At 35.1% G+C, this 21,340-nt stretch carries 20 protein-coding genes; 13 read left to right on the forward strand and 7 right to left on the reverse strand.

Features of this window, described 5'->3' with window-relative positions:
- The first annotated feature begins 58 nt into the window (after positions 1 to 58).
- The 3 genes from Q1A01_RS01975 to Q1A01_RS01985 are packed head-to-tail and all read left to right on the forward strand — an operon-like array spanning position 59 to position 5,475.
- A complete protein-coding gene (locus Q1A01_RS01975) occupies positions 59 to 2,335 on the forward strand; it encodes a two-component regulator propeller domain-containing protein (protein WP_299675162.1) in 2,277 nt (758 codons plus the stop codon).
- Positions 2,335 to 3,054, forward strand: coding sequence for a DNA repair protein RecO (gene recO / locus Q1A01_RS01980; protein WP_299675165.1), 720 nt, complete (start codon positions 2,335 to 2,337; stop codon positions 3,052 to 3,054). Before Q1A01_RS01975 ends, recO begins: the two co-directional genes overlap by 1 nt.
- On the forward strand, positions 3,055 to 5,475 hold the full coding sequence (locus Q1A01_RS01985) for a TonB-dependent receptor (protein ID WP_299675168.1): 2,421 nt from the start codon (positions 3,055 to 3,057) through the stop codon (positions 5,473 to 5,475).
- Positions 5,476 to 5,494: 19 nt separating this feature from the next.
- Here Q1A01_RS01985 and Q1A01_RS01990 read toward each other — a convergent pair whose 3' ends face one another.
- The 6 genes from Q1A01_RS01990 to Q1A01_RS02015 all read right to left on the reverse strand — a co-directional run bounded on the left by Q1A01_RS01990 (position 5,495) and on the right by Q1A01_RS02015 (position 10,558).
- Positions 5,495 to 6,634, reverse strand: coding sequence for an acyltransferase family protein (locus Q1A01_RS01990; protein ID WP_299675171.1), 1,140 nt, complete (start codon positions 6,632 to 6,634; stop codon positions 5,495 to 5,497).
- A gap of 102 nt (positions 6,635 to 6,736) precedes the next feature.
- Positions 6,737 to 7,900, reverse strand: a complete 1,164-nt coding sequence (locus Q1A01_RS01995; protein WP_299675174.1) for a helix-turn-helix transcriptional regulator — start codon at positions 7,898 to 7,900, stop codon at positions 6,737 to 6,739.
- Positions 7,901 to 7,987: 87 nt separating this feature from the next.
- Positions 7,988 to 8,563 (reverse strand): uracil-DNA glycosylase family protein, encoded by a 576-nt coding sequence (locus Q1A01_RS02000; RefSeq protein ID WP_299675177.1) that lies wholly within the window; start codon positions 8,561 to 8,563, stop codon positions 7,988 to 7,990.
- Between the two features lie 85 nt (positions 8,564 to 8,648).
- The gene (rsmI, locus tag Q1A01_RS02005; protein WP_299675180.1) at positions 8,649 to 9,329 is read right to left on the reverse strand and encodes a 16S rRNA (cytidine(1402)-2'-O)-methyltransferase; all 681 of its coding nucleotides are present in this window, start codon (positions 9,327 to 9,329) and stop codon (positions 8,649 to 8,651) included.
- Positions 9,322 to 9,687, reverse strand: a complete 366-nt coding sequence (locus Q1A01_RS02010; protein WP_299675183.1) for a DoxX family protein — start codon at positions 9,685 to 9,687, stop codon at positions 9,322 to 9,324. The genes rsmI and Q1A01_RS02010 overlap by 8 nt, the downstream gene beginning before the upstream one ends.
- 10 nt (positions 9,688 to 9,697) lie before the next feature.
- Positions 9,698 to 10,558: a hypothetical protein gene (locus Q1A01_RS02015; RefSeq protein ID WP_299675185.1), complete on the reverse strand. Its 861-nt coding sequence runs from the start codon at positions 10,556 to 10,558 to the stop codon at positions 9,698 to 9,700.
- Between the two features lie 102 nt (positions 10,559 to 10,660).
- On the opposite strand from Q1A01_RS02015, the gene Q1A01_RS02020 reads away from it, so the two are divergent.
- The 8 genes from Q1A01_RS02020 to Q1A01_RS02055 all read left to right on the forward strand — a co-directional run bounded on the left by Q1A01_RS02020 (position 10,661) and on the right by Q1A01_RS02055 (position 18,387).
- Positions 10,661 to 11,317 (forward strand): thymidine kinase, encoded by a 657-nt coding sequence (locus tag Q1A01_RS02020; protein WP_299675188.1) that lies wholly within the window; start codon positions 10,661 to 10,663, stop codon positions 11,315 to 11,317.
- A 6-nt stretch (positions 11,318 to 11,323) separates the two neighbouring features.
- Entirely contained in the window at positions 11,324 to 12,421 is a 1,098-nt protein-coding gene (gene alr, locus Q1A01_RS02025; RefSeq protein WP_299675191.1) for an alanine racemase, read from the forward strand.
- A gap of 84 nt (positions 12,422 to 12,505) precedes the next feature.
- Positions 12,506 to 12,913, forward strand: coding sequence for a large conductance mechanosensitive channel protein MscL (gene mscL, locus Q1A01_RS02030; RefSeq protein WP_299675194.1), 408 nt, complete (start codon positions 12,506 to 12,508; stop codon positions 12,911 to 12,913).
- 207 nt (positions 12,914 to 13,120) lie between these two features.
- Complete coding sequence (locus Q1A01_RS02035) at positions 13,121 to 14,110, forward strand: aspartate-semialdehyde dehydrogenase (RefSeq protein ID WP_299675197.1); 990 nt, start codon at positions 13,121 to 13,123, stop codon at positions 14,108 to 14,110.
- Between the two features lie 81 nt (positions 14,111 to 14,191).
- The gene (locus tag Q1A01_RS02040) at positions 14,192 to 14,926 is read left to right on the forward strand and encodes a hypothetical protein (RefSeq protein ID WP_299675200.1); all 735 of its coding nucleotides are present in this window, start codon (positions 14,192 to 14,194) and stop codon (positions 14,924 to 14,926) included.
- A gap of 10 nt (positions 14,927 to 14,936) precedes the next feature.
- Entirely contained in the window at positions 14,937 to 15,560 is a 624-nt protein-coding gene (locus tag Q1A01_RS02045) for a CatA-like O-acetyltransferase (protein ID WP_299675203.1), read from the forward strand.
- A 102-nt stretch (positions 15,561 to 15,662) separates the two neighbouring features.
- On the forward strand, positions 15,663 to 16,040 hold the full coding sequence (locus Q1A01_RS02050) for a DoxX family membrane protein (RefSeq protein WP_299675206.1): 378 nt from the start codon (positions 15,663 to 15,665) through the stop codon (positions 16,038 to 16,040).
- A 190-nt stretch (positions 16,041 to 16,230) separates the two neighbouring features.
- Positions 16,231 to 18,387, forward strand: coding sequence for a prolyl oligopeptidase family serine peptidase (locus tag Q1A01_RS02055; RefSeq protein ID WP_299675208.1), 2,157 nt, complete (start codon positions 16,231 to 16,233; stop codon positions 18,385 to 18,387).
- A gap of 143 nt (positions 18,388 to 18,530) precedes the next feature.
- Here Q1A01_RS02055 and dprA read toward each other — a convergent pair whose 3' ends face one another.
- A complete protein-coding gene (gene dprA, locus Q1A01_RS02060) occupies positions 18,531 to 19,634 on the reverse strand; it encodes a DNA-processing protein DprA (protein ID WP_299675212.1) in 1,104 nt (367 codons plus the stop codon).
- Between the two features lie 223 nt (positions 19,635 to 19,857).
- On the opposite strand from dprA, the gene Q1A01_RS02065 reads away from it, so the two are divergent.
- Complete coding sequence (locus Q1A01_RS02065; RefSeq protein WP_299675216.1) at positions 19,858 to 20,793, forward strand: SPOR domain-containing protein; 936 nt, start codon at positions 19,858 to 19,860, stop codon at positions 20,791 to 20,793.
- Positions 20,794 to 20,849: 56 nt separating this feature from the next.
- Positions 20,850 to 21,263 (forward strand): hypothetical protein, encoded by a 414-nt coding sequence (locus Q1A01_RS02070; protein ID WP_299675219.1) that lies wholly within the window; start codon positions 20,850 to 20,852, stop codon positions 21,261 to 21,263.
- Positions 21,264 to 21,340: the final 77 nt, after the last annotated feature.

Raw genomic sequence — 21,340 nt, forward strand, 5'->3', positions numbered from 1 at the left:
TTAAACCCTAAGACAATAATTGTATTTTTGAACGGTTTAAAAAGAAGAAATAAAACACGTGAAACAACTCTATCTACTTTTAATAGTCCTGTTTTCCCTACCCATTTACGGTCAGGATTTTTCTGACGAATGGACAGGTTATTTTTCTTTTGCTTCAGTAGGTGATATTGCTGAAGGAAATGGAAGAATATACGCCGCTTCTGAAAACGCTGTATTTATCTTTTCCACAATTGATGGAAGTATCACAACCAGATCCACTATTAATGGTCTTTCTGGAAACATTATTTCATCTATTTATTATAGTGAGGCATTTGACACACTTTTAGTAGGGTATGAAAATGGCATTATCGATGTTATTGTAGCGAATAGTGAAAATGTAATCACTGTTGTAGACATATTTAATAGAGTTTCTATTCCTCCAGATACAAAAAGAATCAATCACTTTTCTGAGTTTAATGGATTTGTATATATCTCTACAGGATTTGGTATTTCTTTATATGATTTAGGCCAATTAGAGTTTGATGACTCTTACTTTATTGGAGATAATGGTTCTTTATTGGATATCACGCAAACAACTATTCTTGATGATTATATTTATGCGTCTAGTTCTGAAGGAGGTGTACGAAGAGCTATCGTAAATAATACAAATATTATAGATTTTAATAATTGGTCTACCGTTTTAAATGGTTCTTTTCAAGCAATCTCTTCTCTTGATAATACCATATATGTAGCAAATGGAACACAATTACTACAATCTACTACAGGAACAAACTTCACACCTTTTCAGGCATTTTCGGAACCTATAGAGGATCTTGAGTCAAACGGCATCGAATTAAGCGTTGTTACAGAAAACACTGCATCTATATATAATACAAATGGTGCCCTTACAAATTCATTTTCGAACATACCTGATTTTGATGATCCGTATAGCGCTTCTGTTATTTTAAATGGATCGCTATTTATTTCAACTCTAGGTGCTGGGGTAATCAGAGTCCCTCTTAATGGAAATGAAGTATCGCAAATACTTCCCAATGGACCTTTATTTAATAATCCATTCAATATTAGTGCGTCGGTAAATGAATTATGGGTTGTTTATGGTGAATACAGCATTTCATATGCACCTAGAAATAGAAGAAGAGGCATCAGTCACCTCAACACAGAAACAGGGTGGAATAATATTTCTGAAGATAGTATTTTCGGTGCTAGAGATCTCTCTTTTGTCTCTATTAACCCTCAAAATACAAATCAAGTATTTGTAAGTTCGTTTGGAGGTGGTTTATTAGAAGTTAATGACGATATTCCTACCGTCCTATTTGATGAAAATAATAGTCCTTTAGAAGGTATTGGAGCAAATAACAATAGTGTTAGAATAAATGGATCTGCTTTTGACAGAGAAGGAAATTTATGGATTTCAAATTCTAGGGTTCCTAATATTCTTAGTAGACTTTCTCCAGGAGGTCAGTTTAATACTGTCAATTTCTTAAATGATCTCCCTACATTGGTAGAAGAAGCAAATGGTATTGATGATATTACCATTGCAGGAGATGGTAGGATTTACATAGGAACCAGTAACCAAGGTGTTGCAGGTTATGACCCCAATACAGGAAGTTTTGCACGTATTTCTGGAGAAGAAGGTGCTGCAAACCTTCCTAATGACGATATTAGAGCACTTACTATAGACCGTAACGGATCTTTATGGATTGGTACTCGAAGGGGGCTTCGTGTTCTATTTGCACCCGCATCCATCTTTACAGAACCTAATGTATCTACCAATGCTATTATTATTTTACAAGATGGTATCCCTCAAGAATTATTGAATGACCAGATTATAACAGAAATTGTAGTAGATGGGGCCAACAACAAATGGATTTCTACTGTAGATTCTGGTGTTTTTCTATTTTCTCCAAGCGGACAAGAGACATTACAGCACTTTACCGAAGACAACTCTCCGTTACCTTCTAATAATGTTCAAGATATTGCCTTAGATCCAGAATCAGGCACTGTTTATTTTGCTACACTCCGAGGACTCGTTTCATTTGATGGGTCTAATACGGGACCTACAGAAAATTTAGAAGAGGTAGTTGTCTATCCTAATCCTGTAAGACCCACCTTTAGTGGAGAGGTAACTATAGAAGGCCTTACAGCCCGAACGAATGTAAAAATCACAGATCTTACTGGAAATCTTGTTCATGAAGAAAATACCGTAGGAGGAAGTATTACTTGGGATACCAGAGCCTTTGGAAGGCATCGCGTAGCCTCTGGTGTATATCTTATCCTTATCACTGGTCCAGATGCATTAGAAACACAGATTGCCAAACTGATGATCATACGATAATGCTTATCACTACCCAAGCAATTGTTATTTCAGCACTAAAATATAGTGAAGCAGATCTTATTGTAAAATGCTATACAAAAAGTAGTGGCCTCAAATCATACCTACTGCGTAATATTTTAAAATCCAAGAAAGGAAAGCTCAGAACAGCAATGTTTCAACCGCTTATGCAGTTAGAAATAGAAGCAAATCATAAAGACAAAGGAACTTTAGAAACCATAAGAGAAGCCAAGGTTTCTTATCAATCTAGAAATTTACATACCGACATTACTAAAACAGCAGTAGTCTTCTTTATTTCAGACATGCTACGTAGTGTCATTATAGAAGAAGAAGAAAATAGTTTCTTATTTGATTTTCTAGCTGCCGCTATCGTTTGGTTAGATACTCATGATACAATTGCAAATTTCCATCTTCTGTTCTTATTAAAGCTTACGCAGTATCTTGGATTTTATCCTGATGAAACTCATATTGAGTATGAATATTTCAACCTTATAGAAGGCAGCTTTGAACCTTCAGAAATAAATATTTATTGTCAAAGTGGTAAGCAAATAAAAATTCTAAAAGAGCTATTAGGCATAAAATTTGATACACTACCAGAAATCAAGCTGAATCAAAAACAACGTAGTGATTTCCTCACTATGTTATTACAGTATTATGAGTTACATTTGCACGGTTTTAAAAAACCCCGCTCACTTGCTGTGCTTAATTCAATTTTCACCTAAATGCGCCACACATTTATTCTATTTTTATTGATAACAATAGCATCGCAAGCACAACAAATCACTGTTCTTGATATAGATACCAGAGAACCCATTATTAGCGTGGCTATTTACAATGAAGATAAGAGTGTAAGTACCATTACTGATTTTGATGGGAAGGCAGATATTTCCGCTTTCGCGAAAGCAGAAAAAATCATCTTCTCTGAGGTAGCACATCAACAAGTTATACTCACAAAAGCCCAAATAATTGCCTATGGAAATAATGTCTTTTTAAGAAAGTTAGAAAACACATTGGGCGAGATCGTTTTATCTGTATCAAAATTTGGTCAAAAGAAAAGTGAAATACCTCAAAAGATTGTTGGTTTTTCTAAAGAAGATATTGAATTATACAATCCACAAACTGCTGCAGATTTACTACAAACTAGCGGTCAAGTTTTTGTTCAAAAAAGCCAATTAGGAGGAGGAAGCCCTTCCATAAGAGGATATTCTACCAATAGGCTTTTGATTACCCTAGATGGCATCCGTTTTAACACTGCCATTTTTAGAGGTGGGAATGTCCAAAATATTATATCTATCGATCCTTTTGCTTTAGAAAGAACAGAAGTAATTTTAGGTCCTGGATCTGTCGTATATGGGAGTGATGCCGTGGGAGGTGTTTTAAATTTTTACACTAAAAAACCAACGCTTTCCAAAACAGACACACTAGGATTTACGGTTTCTGGAAATGCACTTGCTCGTTATAGTACTTCAAATAATGAAAAAACTGGGCATTTTGATTTTAATTTAGGTTCTAAAAAATGGGCATTTCTTACCAGTGCAAGTTATTCTGATTATGGAGATCAAAGACAAGGAAGTCATGGCCCAGATGCCTTTTTACGTAACGAATTTATACGTCGTATTGACGGAGAAGATGTTGTCCTACAAAATGATGATCCTTTACAACAAGTAAGTACTGGCTATAGCAGTTATAATTTTATGCAGAAAGTTCGCTATGTTCCTAATAACACTTGGGATTTTAACTTCAATGTTTCGTACGCGACTACTTCAAATTATGATCGTTATGATAGACTTACACAAAGAGATGATGATGGAAATTTGCGATCTGCACAGTGGTTTTATGGGCCTCAAAAATGGCTCTTAGCCAGTTTACAAGTAAATAAAGAAGGTAGAGGTCCTTGGTATGATAGAGTGCAAGGTACTATTGCTTTTCAAAACTCTGAAGAAAGTAGAAACGATAGACGTGTAGGAAGAACAGGTCTTCGCACCCGAACAGAACGTGTAAATGCACTCTCTGGGGCCTTAGATTTTGAAAAAGCTTTAAAAAATAGAAAGACTAAATTTAACTATGGTCTTGAATATGTTTACAATTACATAAATTCAAATGGTTCTATCACAGATATAGAAACAGGTCTTTTTGAACTTACGGACACCCGTTATCCTGATGGCTCCGAATGGCAATCACTTGCTGCCTATGTAAGTGGTCAATTTGATCTTAGTTCAAAACTAAAATTAAACTCAGGTTTGCGTTATAACCAACTCTTTATTTTTACAGATTTTAGAGGTAACAACCAGTTTTTTAATTTTCCCTTTGAAAAGTCTCGTGTTAATTTTGGAAATGTTACAGGAAGTGCAGGACTTAATTACCAACTTTCTAAAACAGTTCTTCTTAAAACCAACTTATCTACTGCATTTAGAGCTCCTAATATTGATGATATAGGAAAAGTATTTGATAGTGGTGATGGAGACCTCATCATTCCAAATCCTGATTTAAAAGCAGAATATGCTTATAATGCAGAAATAGGTACGGTACTTAACTTTAGTAATGTGGTAACTTTTGATGCTAATGTATATTACTCTCAATTAGAAAATGCATTAGTACGTAGAGACTTTACCCTTAACGGCTCTTCAACGATAGAATTTGAAGGAGAAACCGTTAACATAGAAGCTATCCAAAATGCAGGCACAGCACAAGTATGGGGATTTGAAGCCGGCATAGACATCAAACTACCTTATAACTTTAATGTCACTTCTCAATTTAATATCACCAGAGGTGAGCAAGAAGAAGAAGATGGATCATTACTCCCAGTAAGACACGTTTCTCCTACATTTGGGAACACACATCTTATCTGGAAAAAAGACAAATGGACTTTAAATGCGTTTGTAAACTATAATGGCGCTTTGGATTTTCAAGATTTATCTCCAGAAGTAAGCGATAGTCCAGAACTATTTGCAGTAGATGCAGATGGAAATCCATTTTCACCTAAATGGTATACGCTAAACTTATCTAGCCAATTCAGATTAAACGATCATTGGCACTTTACAGGAAACCTAGAAAATATAACAGATCAACGTTACAGGACCTATGCTTCAGGAATTTCGGCGGCAGGTCGTAATTTAATTCTTTCTGCTAAGTATTCTTTTTAATCTGCACCTACTAAAACATTTATGGCATTTTCTTTCGGTTCTTTAAACCAAATAAAGGGTAAAACATAGGAATACGTAAAATAATCAAATCGTAAATAAACCAGCTTATTAAAAAAGTACCTACTACCATAATACCCCCTTTTACTATAAAGCTCCAATCCTGATCCATCAAATAATATCCTAGAATAACAGTAATTGTTTGATGTAAAATATAAAAAGGGTATACTGCACGATTTGCATATTGAAGGTATTTACTTGGTTTATTTAAATATTGTGCCGCATATGCAAAGAGCACCAAAATCCACGACCAAACATTAATTATTTTCAAGAATGCTTCAGCCAAATGCTGCGGCCAATCATCGGCTTCAATAAACAGCCAACGAAGAATCAATAACGTAAATGAAATACAACCTATTAGTAATGCCTTCTTTCTTACTTTCACTAAGGCATTCCAAAAAATAGTGCCCGTAGCAATAAGTATAAAGCCATAAAAAAACAATAGAATATAATATGTGATCGTAAACCAATCTCCTATAAGGGCATGTGTTGTAGGAAAGAAAGGTTCTATAAATGCTTCTGCCAAAAATAGAGGAAAAACAAAAAGGTAAAAACCGTACCAATTAGAAATAAGACGCTTAACCCACTCTATAAAACGAGTTTTTGTTCTCTTCAGGTAAATAAATAAAGGTGACAATACGATAGAGAATAGTAGTAAGTATGGTAGAAACCATAGATGATGCCAACTAATATTGCCTTCCGGATACGTGCCTCTCGAAAAGGAAATAGAAGTATAATAATCCCAGTAAGAACCTAAGAATTGTTCGTTTGCTATACGTTCAAAATAGACTTGAGGAGGGACAATAACAAGCATTCCAAACAGTAGAGGAATTCCTAAACGCAAACTTCGTTCTATATTGAATTGACGTAAATTCCTTTTGGAAAGGGCATAATAGGTTCCCATCCCTGAAATAACAAAGAGAATTGGCAAGCGCCATTGATTGATAAAAATCATAGGCCATCGTAAATCATCATAGATAACAGCATTCTTTATGTGCCAACCCCATGGAACGAAAAACATCCCTACATGATATATGATCAATAACCCAAATACCAAAACTCGTAACCAGTCTAAATCGTGTCTTCTCATTGTTTTTTGCATGACGAAAAATTTTAGGCAAATTTGAGGTAGGACATAAAATCTAGCTAACTTTAGCTAGCTATATTCGTTCGGAATTACAATTCTGGAAGAATTTAAGGGAAACTACGCTTTATTTTGTTTTACAAATTGAGTTGGGGAGATTTCTACATGTTTTTTAAAGGCTGTATAAAAAGTCGACTTAGAGTTAAATCCAACCAACTGCCCGATAGCTTCTATGGTAAGGTGGGTAAACTGATCATCCAAAAGTTTTTCCTTAGCTACTTGAATCCGTTTCTGGTTGATATAATCATTAAAATTGAGACCTGTTTCAGAATTAATTACTTTGGAAACAATATTCGCATTCACTTTTAAAAGATCCGCTAAAGATTTTAAGGACAGGTTCGTCGAGAGATACATGTCATCATTATGTAAAGAAACTTCTATTTCTTGAAATGAAATACTCTTGGCAGACAAGGTTTCGTACTTATCTGCTACCCATGAATGTTCAAAAAAACGAGATTCTGAAAGAATGAAGGCTGCACTGGCAAACGTCATTACAGTCATAAAAATAACAATGTAATGATCTCCAGCATCATCTTCATAACGTATGTAGATAATAAATAATACTGTTATAAGTAATATGAACGAGACAAGGGTATTGCGCGCAAATGCATATTTACCCAATTTGACATTTCGGGTAGTACGTTTATGCAATTGTCTTTTTTTAAATAATAAACGCCCTATTAAGCTAAGGTATATTACCGAACTTAATAAGATAAGCCATCGGAACTCATCTTTGATCCACTGATATCCATAATTTGTTCCTTCAGGAGCTTCTATCATGGGTATACTCTTATGATATGCATCTAAATATGCATTAAGTTTTATTTCCACAGGACTTATGAAATAACCTATTTGTGTGAATAAATAAAAAGCAGGCAATAAAAAATGTATCCAATGTGAAGTAAGTGATACTGGTTTACGCTCTAAAAGAGCGTAAGCAAAGAAATAGATGGATGGGAAAATAAGCAATACCAGAACCTCGGTAGAATCATTCCAATGAAGGGTATACTTCATCAATCCAGTATAGCATAAATAGGTGTCTGAGCATACAATAGCCTGAATTAAGAGTGACCAACCAAAAATACGGATGGCAGATCGTCGTTTAGAGCAAATAAAAATTAATATGCTCAAGAAGTAAGCCTGTACAATCCCTAAGAACATAAGATGGGAAGCTATATTGTGACGAATAGGTATTTGATCTATGATTTGTATTAAATGTTCCAATAGTGTTGTTGCCTAACATAAAAATAGTGAATACTATTTTTACATGGCTTTGTACCGTCCAAAAATATTCAACAACACTTATTAAAATCATTCTGAGATCGCTTTCGCGAAAGCGTATTGAAGTTTAGGCACAACTTCTACATCAAACCATGGGTTTTTTGTGAGCCAAAACCGGTTACGAGGCGAAGGATGTGGCAACGGAATAATCTTAGGAGCATACGCTTCATGATTTCTCACCGTTTCTGTAAGCGTCTTTTTTGCTGTATTTTTTAAGTAATACTTCTGCGCATACATCCCAATAAGAATAATGAGTTGGATATTAGGCATTTTAGCAAGTAATTGCTCATGCCATTGAGGCGCACATTCTGTTCTTGGCGGCAAATCTCCTGTCTTTCCTTTTCCGGGGTAACAAAAGCCCATAGGCACTAACGATACTTTTGTAGGATCATAAAAGATATCTGGATCACAATTCAGCCATTTACGAAGCTGTTTTCCACTAGGGTCATCCCAAGGAACGGACGTTTTATGCACTTTTGTACCTGGAGCTTGTCCTATAATAATAACCCTTGCATCTGGATGTGCCGTTACAATAGGGTTAGGACCTAACGGAAGGTGTGATTTACAAATTTCACAAGCTCTAATAGATGTTAAAAGTGTTTCCATAGTAAAATGTACATTATTTATGATACAATTATAAAGAGATCAAGGAGATTACAAACTACTAGAAAAGGAATGTAAATTGTACTTTTTATTTTTTCCCAGCGAGTACAACCACGATCTCTCCTTTAGGTGGTTTTTTTGTGTAATGTACTAATACTTCTTTTACGGTTCCTCTCACTGTTTCTTCGTGAAGTTTTGTAATTTCTCTAGAGACAGACACCTGTCGTTCTTCTCCAAAAAATTCAGCAAAATGTCCTAAGGTCTTTACGAGTTTATGAGGAGATTCATAAAAGATAATGGTTCTGGTTTCTTCTGCTAGAAAGAGAAGACGGGTTTGTCTTCCTTTTTTTACAGGTAAAAATCCTTCAAAAACAAATTTATCATTAGGCAAACCGCTATTTACTAACGCAGGCACAAATGCCGTTGCACCAGGAAGGCAGTCTACGACAATACCTGCTTCTACACAAGCTCTCGTCAATAAGAATCCAGGATCAGATATAGCTGGAGTACCCGCATCACTTATAAGCGCCATAGTCTCACCAGCTAATAACCTTTTTACAAGCCCTTCTACTGTCTTATGCTCATTATGCATATGATGACTCATCATTTGCGTTGAAATCTCAAAATGCTTGAGTAATTTACCGCTAGTTCGTGTGTCTTCAGCAAGAATAAGATCTACTTCTTTTAATACACGAATAGCGCGTAGGGTAATATCTTCTAGATTTCCAATAGGCGTTGGAACAAGGTATAATTTGCTATTTTCAGTCATACATAGGACGTATTCTCTTTCCTAAGAAATACGATATCGGTAAGAAGATTAATACTAGTAATGAAAATAAATATCCTCCATCATCTGCATTCATATGAGCAGCAAATGCCAACACAGCATCAAAAAAGAAGCCTGCATAAGCCCATTCTGTAAGCCAAGGAATACCTCGCCATAATACCATAGCAATTCCTAACACTTTAACAATAGCAAGAGGAATTACAATATAACTTGGGTAATTAAGTGCTTCAAAATATCCTTCAACCATCGCTGTATTTCTAAAATACATTTGGGCAGAAAATGTAAAAACACCACAAGTAATGATCGTGGCTATCCAATAGCTAATTTTTTGAATTTTCATCTATTAAAAATTAAGCAAACTTACTTTCAATGATTTGCATAAAACGCTCTTCATATTCTTCTTTACCCTCCCAAGCATCATAATCAGGTTTTACCATTTGCTGTATAAACTGTTTTGCCTCATCTAAAGTACCAAAAGTGCTTAATTGTGATAACACCCTGTTATAATCTGTATCACTACCATGAAAGAGGTGTTTTATAAAAGCAAGCTTATCATTAAGTCCTATTTTAAGTCCGCTTTTAAGTTTATCATTTAAGTTTTTAGGCACACTATCTTCTTCAGCGACAGCTACAGGATCAAAAATTGGCATCTGAGCAAACTCCCCTCCTATTTCTAGCATATCATTTTTCTGATAGCGATCTTGAGGTTCTATAGACTCTACTAGCTCATCAATAACAGAAGCTTCTGGAGGCATTTCGGCCACCATATCTTTTATTTTTTCTATAACGGGCTCATGTACAGGTTCATCTTGATTAAAAAAAGTTCCATCAGGTCGATGCTTATCATTTGCTCTTACTTCAGCAAAACGTGCTTCATTTTCAGCAACGATCTCTGCAGGAGTTTTTCTTTTAACTGGTTCTGGGGTTGGTTCTTGTATTTCTATTTTGTCTTCTACAGGTGTTTCTACTATTTTTTCAACAACAGGAACCACTTCTTTTTCTGTTGTTACTTCATCTATTGTATTTTCTATTTTAGAAAGTCCTATGGTAGGTTGTCCAGATTTTTCTAGCTTTTCTGCGTAAGATAATACCATTAATTTCTCATAAAGCGCTCTAGATTGCTCTGTCATTTGCGCATACGAAGTATCATCTTTAAGTTGTAATATTTTGTGTGCGAGACTTATTAATTCTGCTTTAATAGATTTCTTCATAACTTTCGAATACTTAACGTTGATTACGTCTCTTTTTTGATAAATTTACCCTGACCTAAAACCAAACGTCAAAAATGACGTTTTGGTCTTGAAAAGTACAAAATGTTTCTCGAAAACACAGTAAATCATAAGGAGCAATTCGGTTGGATTGAAGTAATTTGCGGATCTATGTTCTCTGGTAAAACAGAAGAACTCATCCGAAGACTCAAACGTGCCCAGTTTGCAAAACAGAAAGTTGAAATCTTCAAACCTGCTGTAGATACACGCTATGACGAAGAAATGGTAGTCTCTCATGATGCTAATGAAATACGGTCTACCCCTGTTCCTGCAGCAGCAAATATTCCCATTCTTGCAGATGATTGTGATGTCATTGGAATAGATGAAGCACAATTTTTTGATGACGAGATTGTTAAAGTCTGTAATGACCTAGCCAATAGAGGTGTAAGAGTTATTATCGCAGGGCTTGATATGGATTTTAAAGGAAATCCTTTTGGACCTATGCCTGCACTTATGGCCACTGCCGAGTATGTTACTAAGGTACATGCTGTATGTACACGTACTGGTAATTTAGCTCAATACAGTTACCGTAAAGCACAAAATGACAATATTGTTCTTTTAGGAGAAACCGAAGAATATGAACCTTTAAGCAGAGGTGCATATTATAAAGCGATGCTACGTGATCGTCTTAAAAAAATGGAAGTAACCGATCCTAAAGAAATACCTTCAGAAAAAATACCCAATACAAACACCGATAAATAATCTCTTATGGGGGTCACCCGCCTTGAAATAAACCTCAATGCCTTAAAGCACAATTACACCTATCTTAGAGCTAAACTTGCTAAAGGTGTAAAGATGATGGGCGTTGTAAAGGCGTTTGGCTATGGAACTGATGCTTGTGAAGTAGCCTTATTTCTAGAAAAACTGGGTATTGATTATTTTGCTGTTGCCTACGCTTATGAAGGAGAAGCCTTGCGTAAAGCAGGAATACAAGCACCTATTTTAGTATTACATCCTCAACCTGATAATTTTAAGGTGATTATTGAAAACTGCTTAGAACCTAGTTTATATAGTGCCCGTTTGTTTCGTGAGTTTTCCGCTTTCGCGAAAGCGCATACACAAAAGCACTATCCTGTTCATCTAAAATTTAATACTGGATTGAATCGTTTAGGTTTCTGGGAAAATGACACCGATTGGATCCTAGAGCGCCTTAAAGAAACGGAAGCTATTAAAATCACTTCTATTTTTTCCCACTTAGCAGCCAGCGAAGATGTAACCGAAAAAGCATTTACCCAACAACAAATTACTAGTTTTACTAAAACAGCAAATATATTACTACAAGCATTAGACGGAGCGCCTTTCTTGCATCAGAGTAACACCTCAGCCATTATTAACTATCCTGAAGCACAATTTGACATGGTACGCACAGGCATTGGACTATATGGATATGGTAATACTCCTGAAGAAGATCAACATTTACGCCCTGTTGCTTCCCTTAAATCAATCATTTCTCAAATACATACTATTGAGCCTAATGAAACCGTAGGGTATAACCGTGCATACAAAGCGACGCATTACGAAAAAACAGCTACCATTCCTATTGGTCATGCTGATGGTATTTCTAGAGCATATGGTAATGGTATTGGATATGTAACCATACATGGGAAAAAAGCTCCTATTATAGGAAATGTATGTATGGATATGCTGATGGTTAATATTACAGATATTGATTGTAAAGAAGGAGATGATGTGACTATTTTTGGAGAAGACGTCTCTGCCGTTGATGTGTCTGCTAGCATTAACTCTATATCCTATGAACTCCTCACAGCGGTATCTCAACGGGTAAAACGTGTCGTTCTTCGATAGTGACGTGAGTGTTCTTAAAACTTTGTTAATTGAGTTTGTTTTTTTAGTACCTTAGGGACTCATTAACCTTTAAACCAAATTAAAATGTTAAAAGAATTCAAGGAGTTCATCATGACGGGTAACGTCATTGATCTTGCAATAGCTGTATTATTAGCTGGTGCCATGGGTCTAGTTGTAAGTGGATTTGTATCTGATATAATGATGCCTATTGTAGGGCACTTTACAGGCGGGGTAGATTTTGCTGAAATGAAAATGGTGTTAGATGAGGCAGTAGTTGCTGCAGATGGAACCGTTGAAAAAGCTGAAAACGCCATTATGTATGGTAAATGGATCAATGCGATTATAAACTTAATTATCGTTGGGTTTGTATTATTTATGATTGTAAAAGCTTACAACAAAACAAAGAAACCTGTTGAAGAAGCTCCAGCAGCAGATCCAGGGCCATCTGAAATTGATTTATTGACTGAAATAAGAGATGCTCTTAAAAAATAAACATACGTAGCCACCGCTACAGTACATATTTTTAACTGTAAACTGCCTTAGTAATCTAGCTAAGGCAGTTTTTTGTTAGTAATTATACATTTTGTAACTCTTTTGTGTATCCTTAAAACATTATCCTTTTTTTATTTGTTTTAAAGCCCATAAATCAAGTACATCTCCCTAAATTTGGGGTTTTAATTTAAAAATATTCATATTCTCATGAGAGTAGCCGTAGTAGGTGCTACCGGAATGGTAGGCCAAGTAATGTTGCAAGTGCTTGCAGAGCGTAATTTTCCAATAACAGAATTAATCCCTGTTGCTTCTGCGCGATCAGTAGGAAAACAAGTAGTATATAAACAGAAAGAGTATACCATTTCTTCTATGGAAGATGCAATTACCGCCAAACCTGATATTGCTATTTTTTCTGCTGGAGGGAATACTTCTCTTGAATTTGCTCCAAAATTTGCTGAAGTAGGCACTACTGTAATAGACAACTCATCAGCTTGGCGCATGGACCAAACCAAAAAGCTAGTAGTTCCTGAAATTAATGCCAATGCATTAACCAAAGATGATAAGATTATTGCAAATCCTAATTGTTCTACCATACAAATGGTATTGGCTCTAGCACCGTTACATAAAAAATATGGTATAAAAAGATTAGTTATCTCTACATATCAGTCTATTACAGGAACTGGCGTAAAGGCGGTACAGCAATTAGAAAACGAATATGCAGGAGAGAAAGGCGAGATGGCATACCCATACCCTATTCACCGTAATGCAATTCCTGCTTGTGATGTTTTTCAAGAAAACGGATACACCAAAGAAGAACTAAAACTGGTAAATGAAACTCAAAAAATACTAGATGACCGTACCATTGCTGTTACAGCAACGGCTGTACGTATTCCTGTAGTAGGAGGTCATAGTGAATCTGTAAACTTAGAGTTTCATAATGAGTATGATGTTACAGATGTACGTAAGCTTCTTAGTGAGACTGATGGAGTTACCGTACAAGATAATCCAGATACAAATACCTACCCAATGCCTATTTATGCCGAAGGTAAAAATGATGTTTTTGTAGGACGTATACGCCGTGATCATTCACAAGAAAACTCACTTAATATGTGGATTGTCTCTGATAATCTTCGAAAAGGAGCAGCAACTAATGCTGTTCAAATTGGAGAATATCTTGTAGAAAACAAATTGGTATAAAGAATCTTACTTTTATATAGTAAAAACCTCCCTTGCGGAGGTTTTCTTTTTTAGTACATTGCCTAATAAATATCACGTATAATGAAATCGATTCTTTCGCTTTTGCTGCTTTTGTATAGTTACACTACTATAAATGCACAATCTTTTGAGTATTCTGGTGATTTTAATAAAGACGTAGCGTTTTTACTCCCTGAAGGGAGAGTAGATTTTGAGATTATGAATGGTGTCTCTATGCCTGATAGGTTAGTAAAAATTATTGAAAAATTCACAAAAGCGTTATCAGAAAATAAAGAATGGTTTAATCAACAAGTGAATAAAGCCATTGCAGAAGATGGAGAACCTATGCCTTATGATAAAAGGATGGGAATTACAAAGGAAGAATATGAATATATGGTTACTAAAAAATTTGATGTAAAAATAAATTCTACAGGACAATTATACTTTGATATTTCTTATTCTAAAAACAAAATCTATCTGAAGTCATCCGACACAACAGACTTTACATCAATTGTTATTGATCTAAAATCTAAAAAAGCACGTATTAATGAAAAGATACTTGCATTTGATGGTCCTGTTATTATTGAATCTCCTGATAATGTATTTAATAGTAGCTGGAGAGGATATAAATGGATTAATGAAGAATCAAGTAGTACAACTATCGATTTTGAAAACATAGACAATATGGTTGTAAAAGTATATAATATTACTCTTGGCTATATAGATGCATCAAAACAATTATATATTGATATTAAAGGTGGAGAATTTAATAAAGGAGAAAAAACAGTAGATTTTAAATATAGATTACTCTCAAAATAAATTAATCCCATTGAAAACAATTGATCTTTCTACATGGAAACGCAGACAACACTTCGAATTTTTCAATCAATTTGAAGAGCCTTTCTATGGAGTAACTGTTTCTGTAGATGTAACTAAAGCTATGCAAGTAGCAAAGGAAAAAGGATATTCGTTCTTTTCCTATTACTTACATAAATGTGTACTCGCTTCCAATCAAATAGAAAATTTTAAATATCGTATCACTCCAGACAATCAAGTGGTTTTATATGACCACATTGGAGCTTCGGCAACCATCATGAGACCTAATGAAACATTTGCTTTTAGTGATATTCCATATGCAGCAAGTTTTGATACATTTTCAAAATCAGTACAAAAAGAAATAGAACGTATTCAACAAAGCGAATCACTTTTCCCTCCTAACAATCCTGATAACGTGATTCATTACTCAGCAATTCCTTGGCTTAATTTTAGTGCTATTACACATGCCAGAATGTTCAAGTCGAGAGGAAGCGAACCTAAAATATCGTTTGGAAAGGTAATAGTCGTTAATGAAAAAAAGACAATGTCTGTTGCTATATATACACACCATGCTCTTGTTGATGTCCTTCATATAAGCCAATTTATAGACATTTTTCAAAGTAAGCTTAACGAATAGAAAAATACCACAAAGGCTAAATTGACAATTTTTTTGAGGTTTTTGTAATCGATGGTGTTCTGTTGCGTCTAAGTCGCTATAATCACCAAAACAAACAAACTCATGAAAATAGTAAACACAATTATTAGAATAGGCATTGGAATTATGCTTCTCGCATTTGGACTTAATAAATTTTTCTGGTTCATGCCAGATTTCGAATTCGGAGAGAATGTAGGAGCTGCAAATTTATTTCAAGCATTTACAGATAGTGGTTATATGTGGCCATTAGTAGGAGGATTAGAAGTCGTAGTTGGCCTCTTATTTATCACTAAAAAAGCATTTCCAGCAGCAGTACTTGCGTTATTACCTATCTCTGTAAACGTCGTACTTTTTCATGCTGTTTTAGACTTAGCTAATATAGGACCCGCATTATTAGTTGCTATAGTAAATGGTTATTTTATTTATAAAAACTGGAATAACTACAGACACTTAATGCAATAACATAACAACATAATTTATAGAACCCTGCCTATGTTTAGGTAGGGTTTTTTATGCTTTAACGCTTCGCTCTCCCTTTGGTCGTGAATCTCATAAATTCGATTTCGTACTTCGACGATCTCAGTATAAACTTCACTTTCGTGAAAGCGAACAAATCCTTATCTTCACTATCTCAATAATATTCTCCATCCTTATGAAAAGAATTCTTTTTTTAGCCTTTATCAGTAGTGCACTATTCTCCTGTCAAAATGATGTAAAATCTATAGAAAATCCTATTGCAGTGACGTATACCCAAACCCAAAAAACAGATACCGTAGACACCTATTTTGGAACAGAAGTGCCAGACCCATACCGTTGGCTAGAAGATGATCGTAGCCCAGAGACTGAAGATTGGGTAAAACGCCAAAATCAAGTAACCTATGGATACCTTGATACGATTCCTTTTAGAGCACAACTTAAGGAAAGACTAGAAAAACTATGGAATTATGAAAAAATAGGGGCTCCATTTAAAGAAGGAGATTACACCTATTTCTATAAAAATAACGGACTACAAAATCAATATGTCATCTATCGCTATAAAACAGGAGATGACCCAGAAACTGCTACTGTATTTTTGAATCCAAATACTTTTGCAGAAGATGGAACCATTTCTTTAGGAGGTGCTAGCTTTTCTGAAGATGGAAGCGTACTTGCGTATAGTATTTCTGAAGGAGGAAGTGATTGGCGTAAAATCCTAATTATGTATACCGAGTCTAAAAAGATTGTAGAAGACACACTAGTAGATGTTAAGTTTTCAGGAATGAGTTGGTATAAAAATGAAGGTTTTTATTACTCAAGTTATGACAAACCTGAAGGAAGTGAGCTTTCTGCCAAAACAGATCAACATAAAGTATATTATCATAAACTTGGAACACCACAATCTGAAGATGCACTTATTTACGGAGGAACTCCAAAAGAGAAGCACCGATATATTTATGGAAACGTTTCTAGAGACAACCGTTTTTTAACCATTAGTCCAAGAGTTAGTACTTCAGGTAATAAACTATATATTAAAGATCTTACAAAACCAAATAGTGATTTGGTTACTATTCTTGATCATACTAATAGTGATACGTATCTTATCACGAATGTAGGATCAAAACTTATTTTATCTACAAATCTTAATGCACCTAACCAACGTGTAGTAACTGTAGATGCTAGCGACCCACGTCCTGAAAACTGGGTAGATATCATTCCTGAAACAAAAAACGTGTTAAATGCAAGTACGGGTGGGGGTTCTATTTTTGCAAGTTATATGGTAGATGCTGTATCTAAAGTAATGCAATATGATTATGATGGAAATCTTATACGTGAAGTAGCGCTGCCTGGAGTAGGATCTGTAGGTGGCTTTGGGGGCAAAAAAGAAGAGACAGAACTCTATTATAGTTTTAGCAATTATAAAACGCCTGGGAGCACTTATAAATATGATATAAAAACAGGAACTTCAGAATTATTTAGAAAACCAGAGATTGATTTTAATTCTGATAATTACGAAAGTAAGCAAGTATTTTACACGTCTAAAGACGGCACCAAAGTGCCGATGATTATTACTCATAAAAAGGGAATCGAACTCAATGGTAAAAACCCTACTATATTATATGGTTATGGAGGTTTTAATGTAAGTCTTACACCTGGTTTTAGTATTGCAAATGCGGTATGGATGGAACAAGGTGGTGTCTACGCTGTTCCTAATTTACGAGGTGGTGGAGAGTATGGAAAAGAATGGCATGATGCTGGAACAAAAATGCAGAAACAAAATGTATTTGATGATTTTATAGCAGCAGCTGAGTATCTTATAGCTGAAAAATATACCTCTAGTGATTATTTAGCCATACGTGGAGGATCTAATGGAGGACTGCTTGTAGGAGCAACGATGACACAACGCCCAGATCTTATGAAAGTAGCATTACCTGCTGTAGGTGTTATGGATATGCTTAGATATCACACCTTTACTGCAGGTGCAGGATGGGCATATGATTATGGTACTGCAGAAGATAGCAAAGAAATGTTTGAGTATCTAAAAGGATACTCTCCCGTACATAATGTAAAAGAAGGAGTTTCATACCCAGCAACACTTGTGACAACAGGAGATCACGATGACCGTGTAGTACCTGCACACTCTTTTAAATTTGCTGCCGAATTACAAGCAAAACAAGCTGGAGATGCTCCTACACTTATCCGTATTGAAACCGATGCAGGTCACGGCGCAGGAACTCCTGTGAGTAAGACTATAGAGCAATATGCAGACATCTATGGATTTACGCTATACAATATGGGATATAAAGTATTACCTGGAAAAGTAAAAGGGTAATCAAAATACGAAAACAGAAATACACTACAGTAAAGAAACTCAGGTTAATGCTTGGGTTTCTTTTTTTTACGCTTTCGCGAAATCAAACTTGTGAGATTCACAACCATAAAGAAGAACGAAGTGCTAAAGCGTATAACAGAAAATCAAATCACCTCAAATAACTTCCCAGGTAAAGGGCGTATCACCCCTTTCAGTTCCATAGCGAGTAAAGTTCCTGCTATTTTATGTGTTGGCATTTTACAATGCAATGCGATTAAATCCAATTGTTCTTTTCCGTGTTCTTTTAAAAAATTCCAAATCAATTTTTCGTCATCTTCTAGCGTTACAAATAGTCTTTTCTGCACTGGTAATGGTGCTTCTTCCTCCAATTTCCAATTAAGAATATACCCAATATCTGCCGCCGAAGTAAGCACATGAGCTTTGTGTTGTTTAATCAAATTATTACATCCTATACTCAACGGATCTGTAGTTCTTCCTGGCACGGCAAATACATCACGATGGTATCCATTAGCAAAATCTGTGGTCACTAAAGAACCTCCTTTGGCTGCGCTTTCTATCACAATAGTCGCCTCACTTAACCCGGCAATAATACGATTACGCTGCAAGAAATTAGTGTGCACAAAGGTATCTGATGTCCAAAAATCAGTCATAAAACCGCCATTGCTTTCTACATCCTTTACATATTTGCTATGTACTTTTGGATACATTTTATCGAGACCGTGAGCGAGTACTCCGACGGTTTGCAGATTATTGGCAAGGGCTGCTTTATGGGCCGTAATATCTACTCCATATGCAAATCCAGATACAATAATTGGATTGAAAGGAGCGAGTTCTTCTATCAATTTTTCTACAAATGCAGCACCATAAGATGTTACTTTTCGAGTGCCTACAATGCTAATAATTTTACGTTGATGAAGTTGTATATTTCCACGTTGAAAAAGTACAACAGGACCATCTATACAATGTTTTAACCGTTGCGGATAGTCATCATCTGTGTAACAACTATAGGCAATTTTATGTGTTTGGAGGTGTTCTAATTCTGCTTTCGCGAAAGCGGAATGCTTTTCATCCCAAAACGATTGAAGTTTATGTTCCCCGATTCCTTCTACCTTCAGAAGATGTTCTTTTTTTTGCTGTAAAACGGCTTCGGCACTTCCAAAATGTTGAATCAACTTTTTAATACTTCCGTCTCCTAAATGCGGAATATGTTGAAGCGTAAGTAAAGAAAGGAATTCGTTTTCAGGCATATGGATCATTTACAAACACACAAGAAACAATTTTTATTGATGAGATAAAAGTTGTTATTACTATTTTCTATGTACAACTAAAATACTATTGAATAGTTCAAAAAAATAACATACTTATACAGTACATTACACAAAATCAGGAGGCCATATTTTTATTTCATTTTTGTTAATAAAATATCATGATGACTGTTTGCATAGTTTTAAAAAAAAGTATCTTTATTTTATGCAATTAGACCAATACATAAGTGACCTTTTATATCGTTATGAGTGTGTAATCGTACCTGGATTTGGGGCGTTTTTAACTCAGTATCAATCTGCTATCATTCATGAAAGCACACAAGCTTTTTATCCGCCAAAAAAGAAGCTTTCTTTCAATGCACAGCTTACAGATACCGATGGCCTCTTGGCAAACTACATTGCTACCAAAGAAATGATTCCTCATGAAGATGCAAATACTAAAATTGCATCTTATGTGCGTTTCTTATTTGATAATTTACATAAAGGAACTTCTGTTGAGTTTAAGAATATAGGTTCGTTTAAAATGAGTGTAGAAAACGCACTTCAATTTGAACCTTCTTATCACCTCAACTATCTTACGTCTTCTTTTGGACTTTCTTCATTTACCTCTCCTCAAATTGCACGAGAAGTATATAAAGAAGAAGTCGAAGCGATAGAGGAAAAAACACCTATTGCATTTACACCAGAGAGAAGAGCCTCTTCTGGATGGATGAAATATGCTGCTATAGCTGTAATTGGTCTTGGAATGGCTGGTTTTGGAGGATTTAAATACCTCAAAAATATTGAAGAGCACAATTATGCAGCTGAGCAAGAAGCAAAAACTCAGGTGGATGAAAAAATACAAGAAGCAACTTTTGTTATCGAAAATCCGTTGCCTGCTATTACGCTAGATCTTATACAGCCTAAAGGAAAATATCACGTGGTTGCCGGTGCCTTTAGAGTGCAAGAAAATGCTGAAAAAAGAATCCAGCAATTACAGCATAAAGGATACGACAAAGCAAGACTTGTAGGCGTTAACAAATTTGGTCTTCACCAAGTAGTCTATGGTAGTTATACAGATGCTCAAGAAGCATTAGCAATACTTCGTAAGGTTCGAAAAGAAGATAACAAAACGGCTTGGCTTGACGTAAGGGAACTCTAGTTTCTTTTACTTTTATGGTATTTTATAGTTTACTTATTAGTTAATAATAAGCTAGAATGAATGATATTTTAAAATTAGCTAGGATACAACTCCTGATTATTATCCTATTTACACTCTTTAAATTTATCAGACCTTCGGTATTGGATAGTGATGCTCCTAATTTATTTAAAATCATCTTATTATCGCTCCCTAATTTTTTTGAGGGTATTGTAGGCGTACTTACACTAACTGCTATTTTACTTTATATTCGAAGTAAAACAACGCGCATCAAAGCGCAAATTAAGGTAACTTCTATATATTTTATAGCAACCACACTTTCAGCTATTTACGTAATAACACAAGAATTAAAGATTCATAATTTAGGAGGCAATAATGTTTTTGACACGAATGATCTCCTATTTTCTGTAGTTGGATTACTGACCGGTTATCTAATTATTTTGCAAATACAACCTAAGATTTCTATCTCATAAAATTATAGCTACTTCATTTACAACTTGAAATTACTATCATAAATCGCCCTTTTCCCTTGCTACTTCAACATAAAAAA

The sequence above is a fragment of the uncultured Dokdonia sp. genome, from assembly GCF_947492815.1.
Lineage (GTDB): Bacteria > Bacteroidota > Bacteroidia > Flavobacteriales > Flavobacteriaceae > Dokdonia.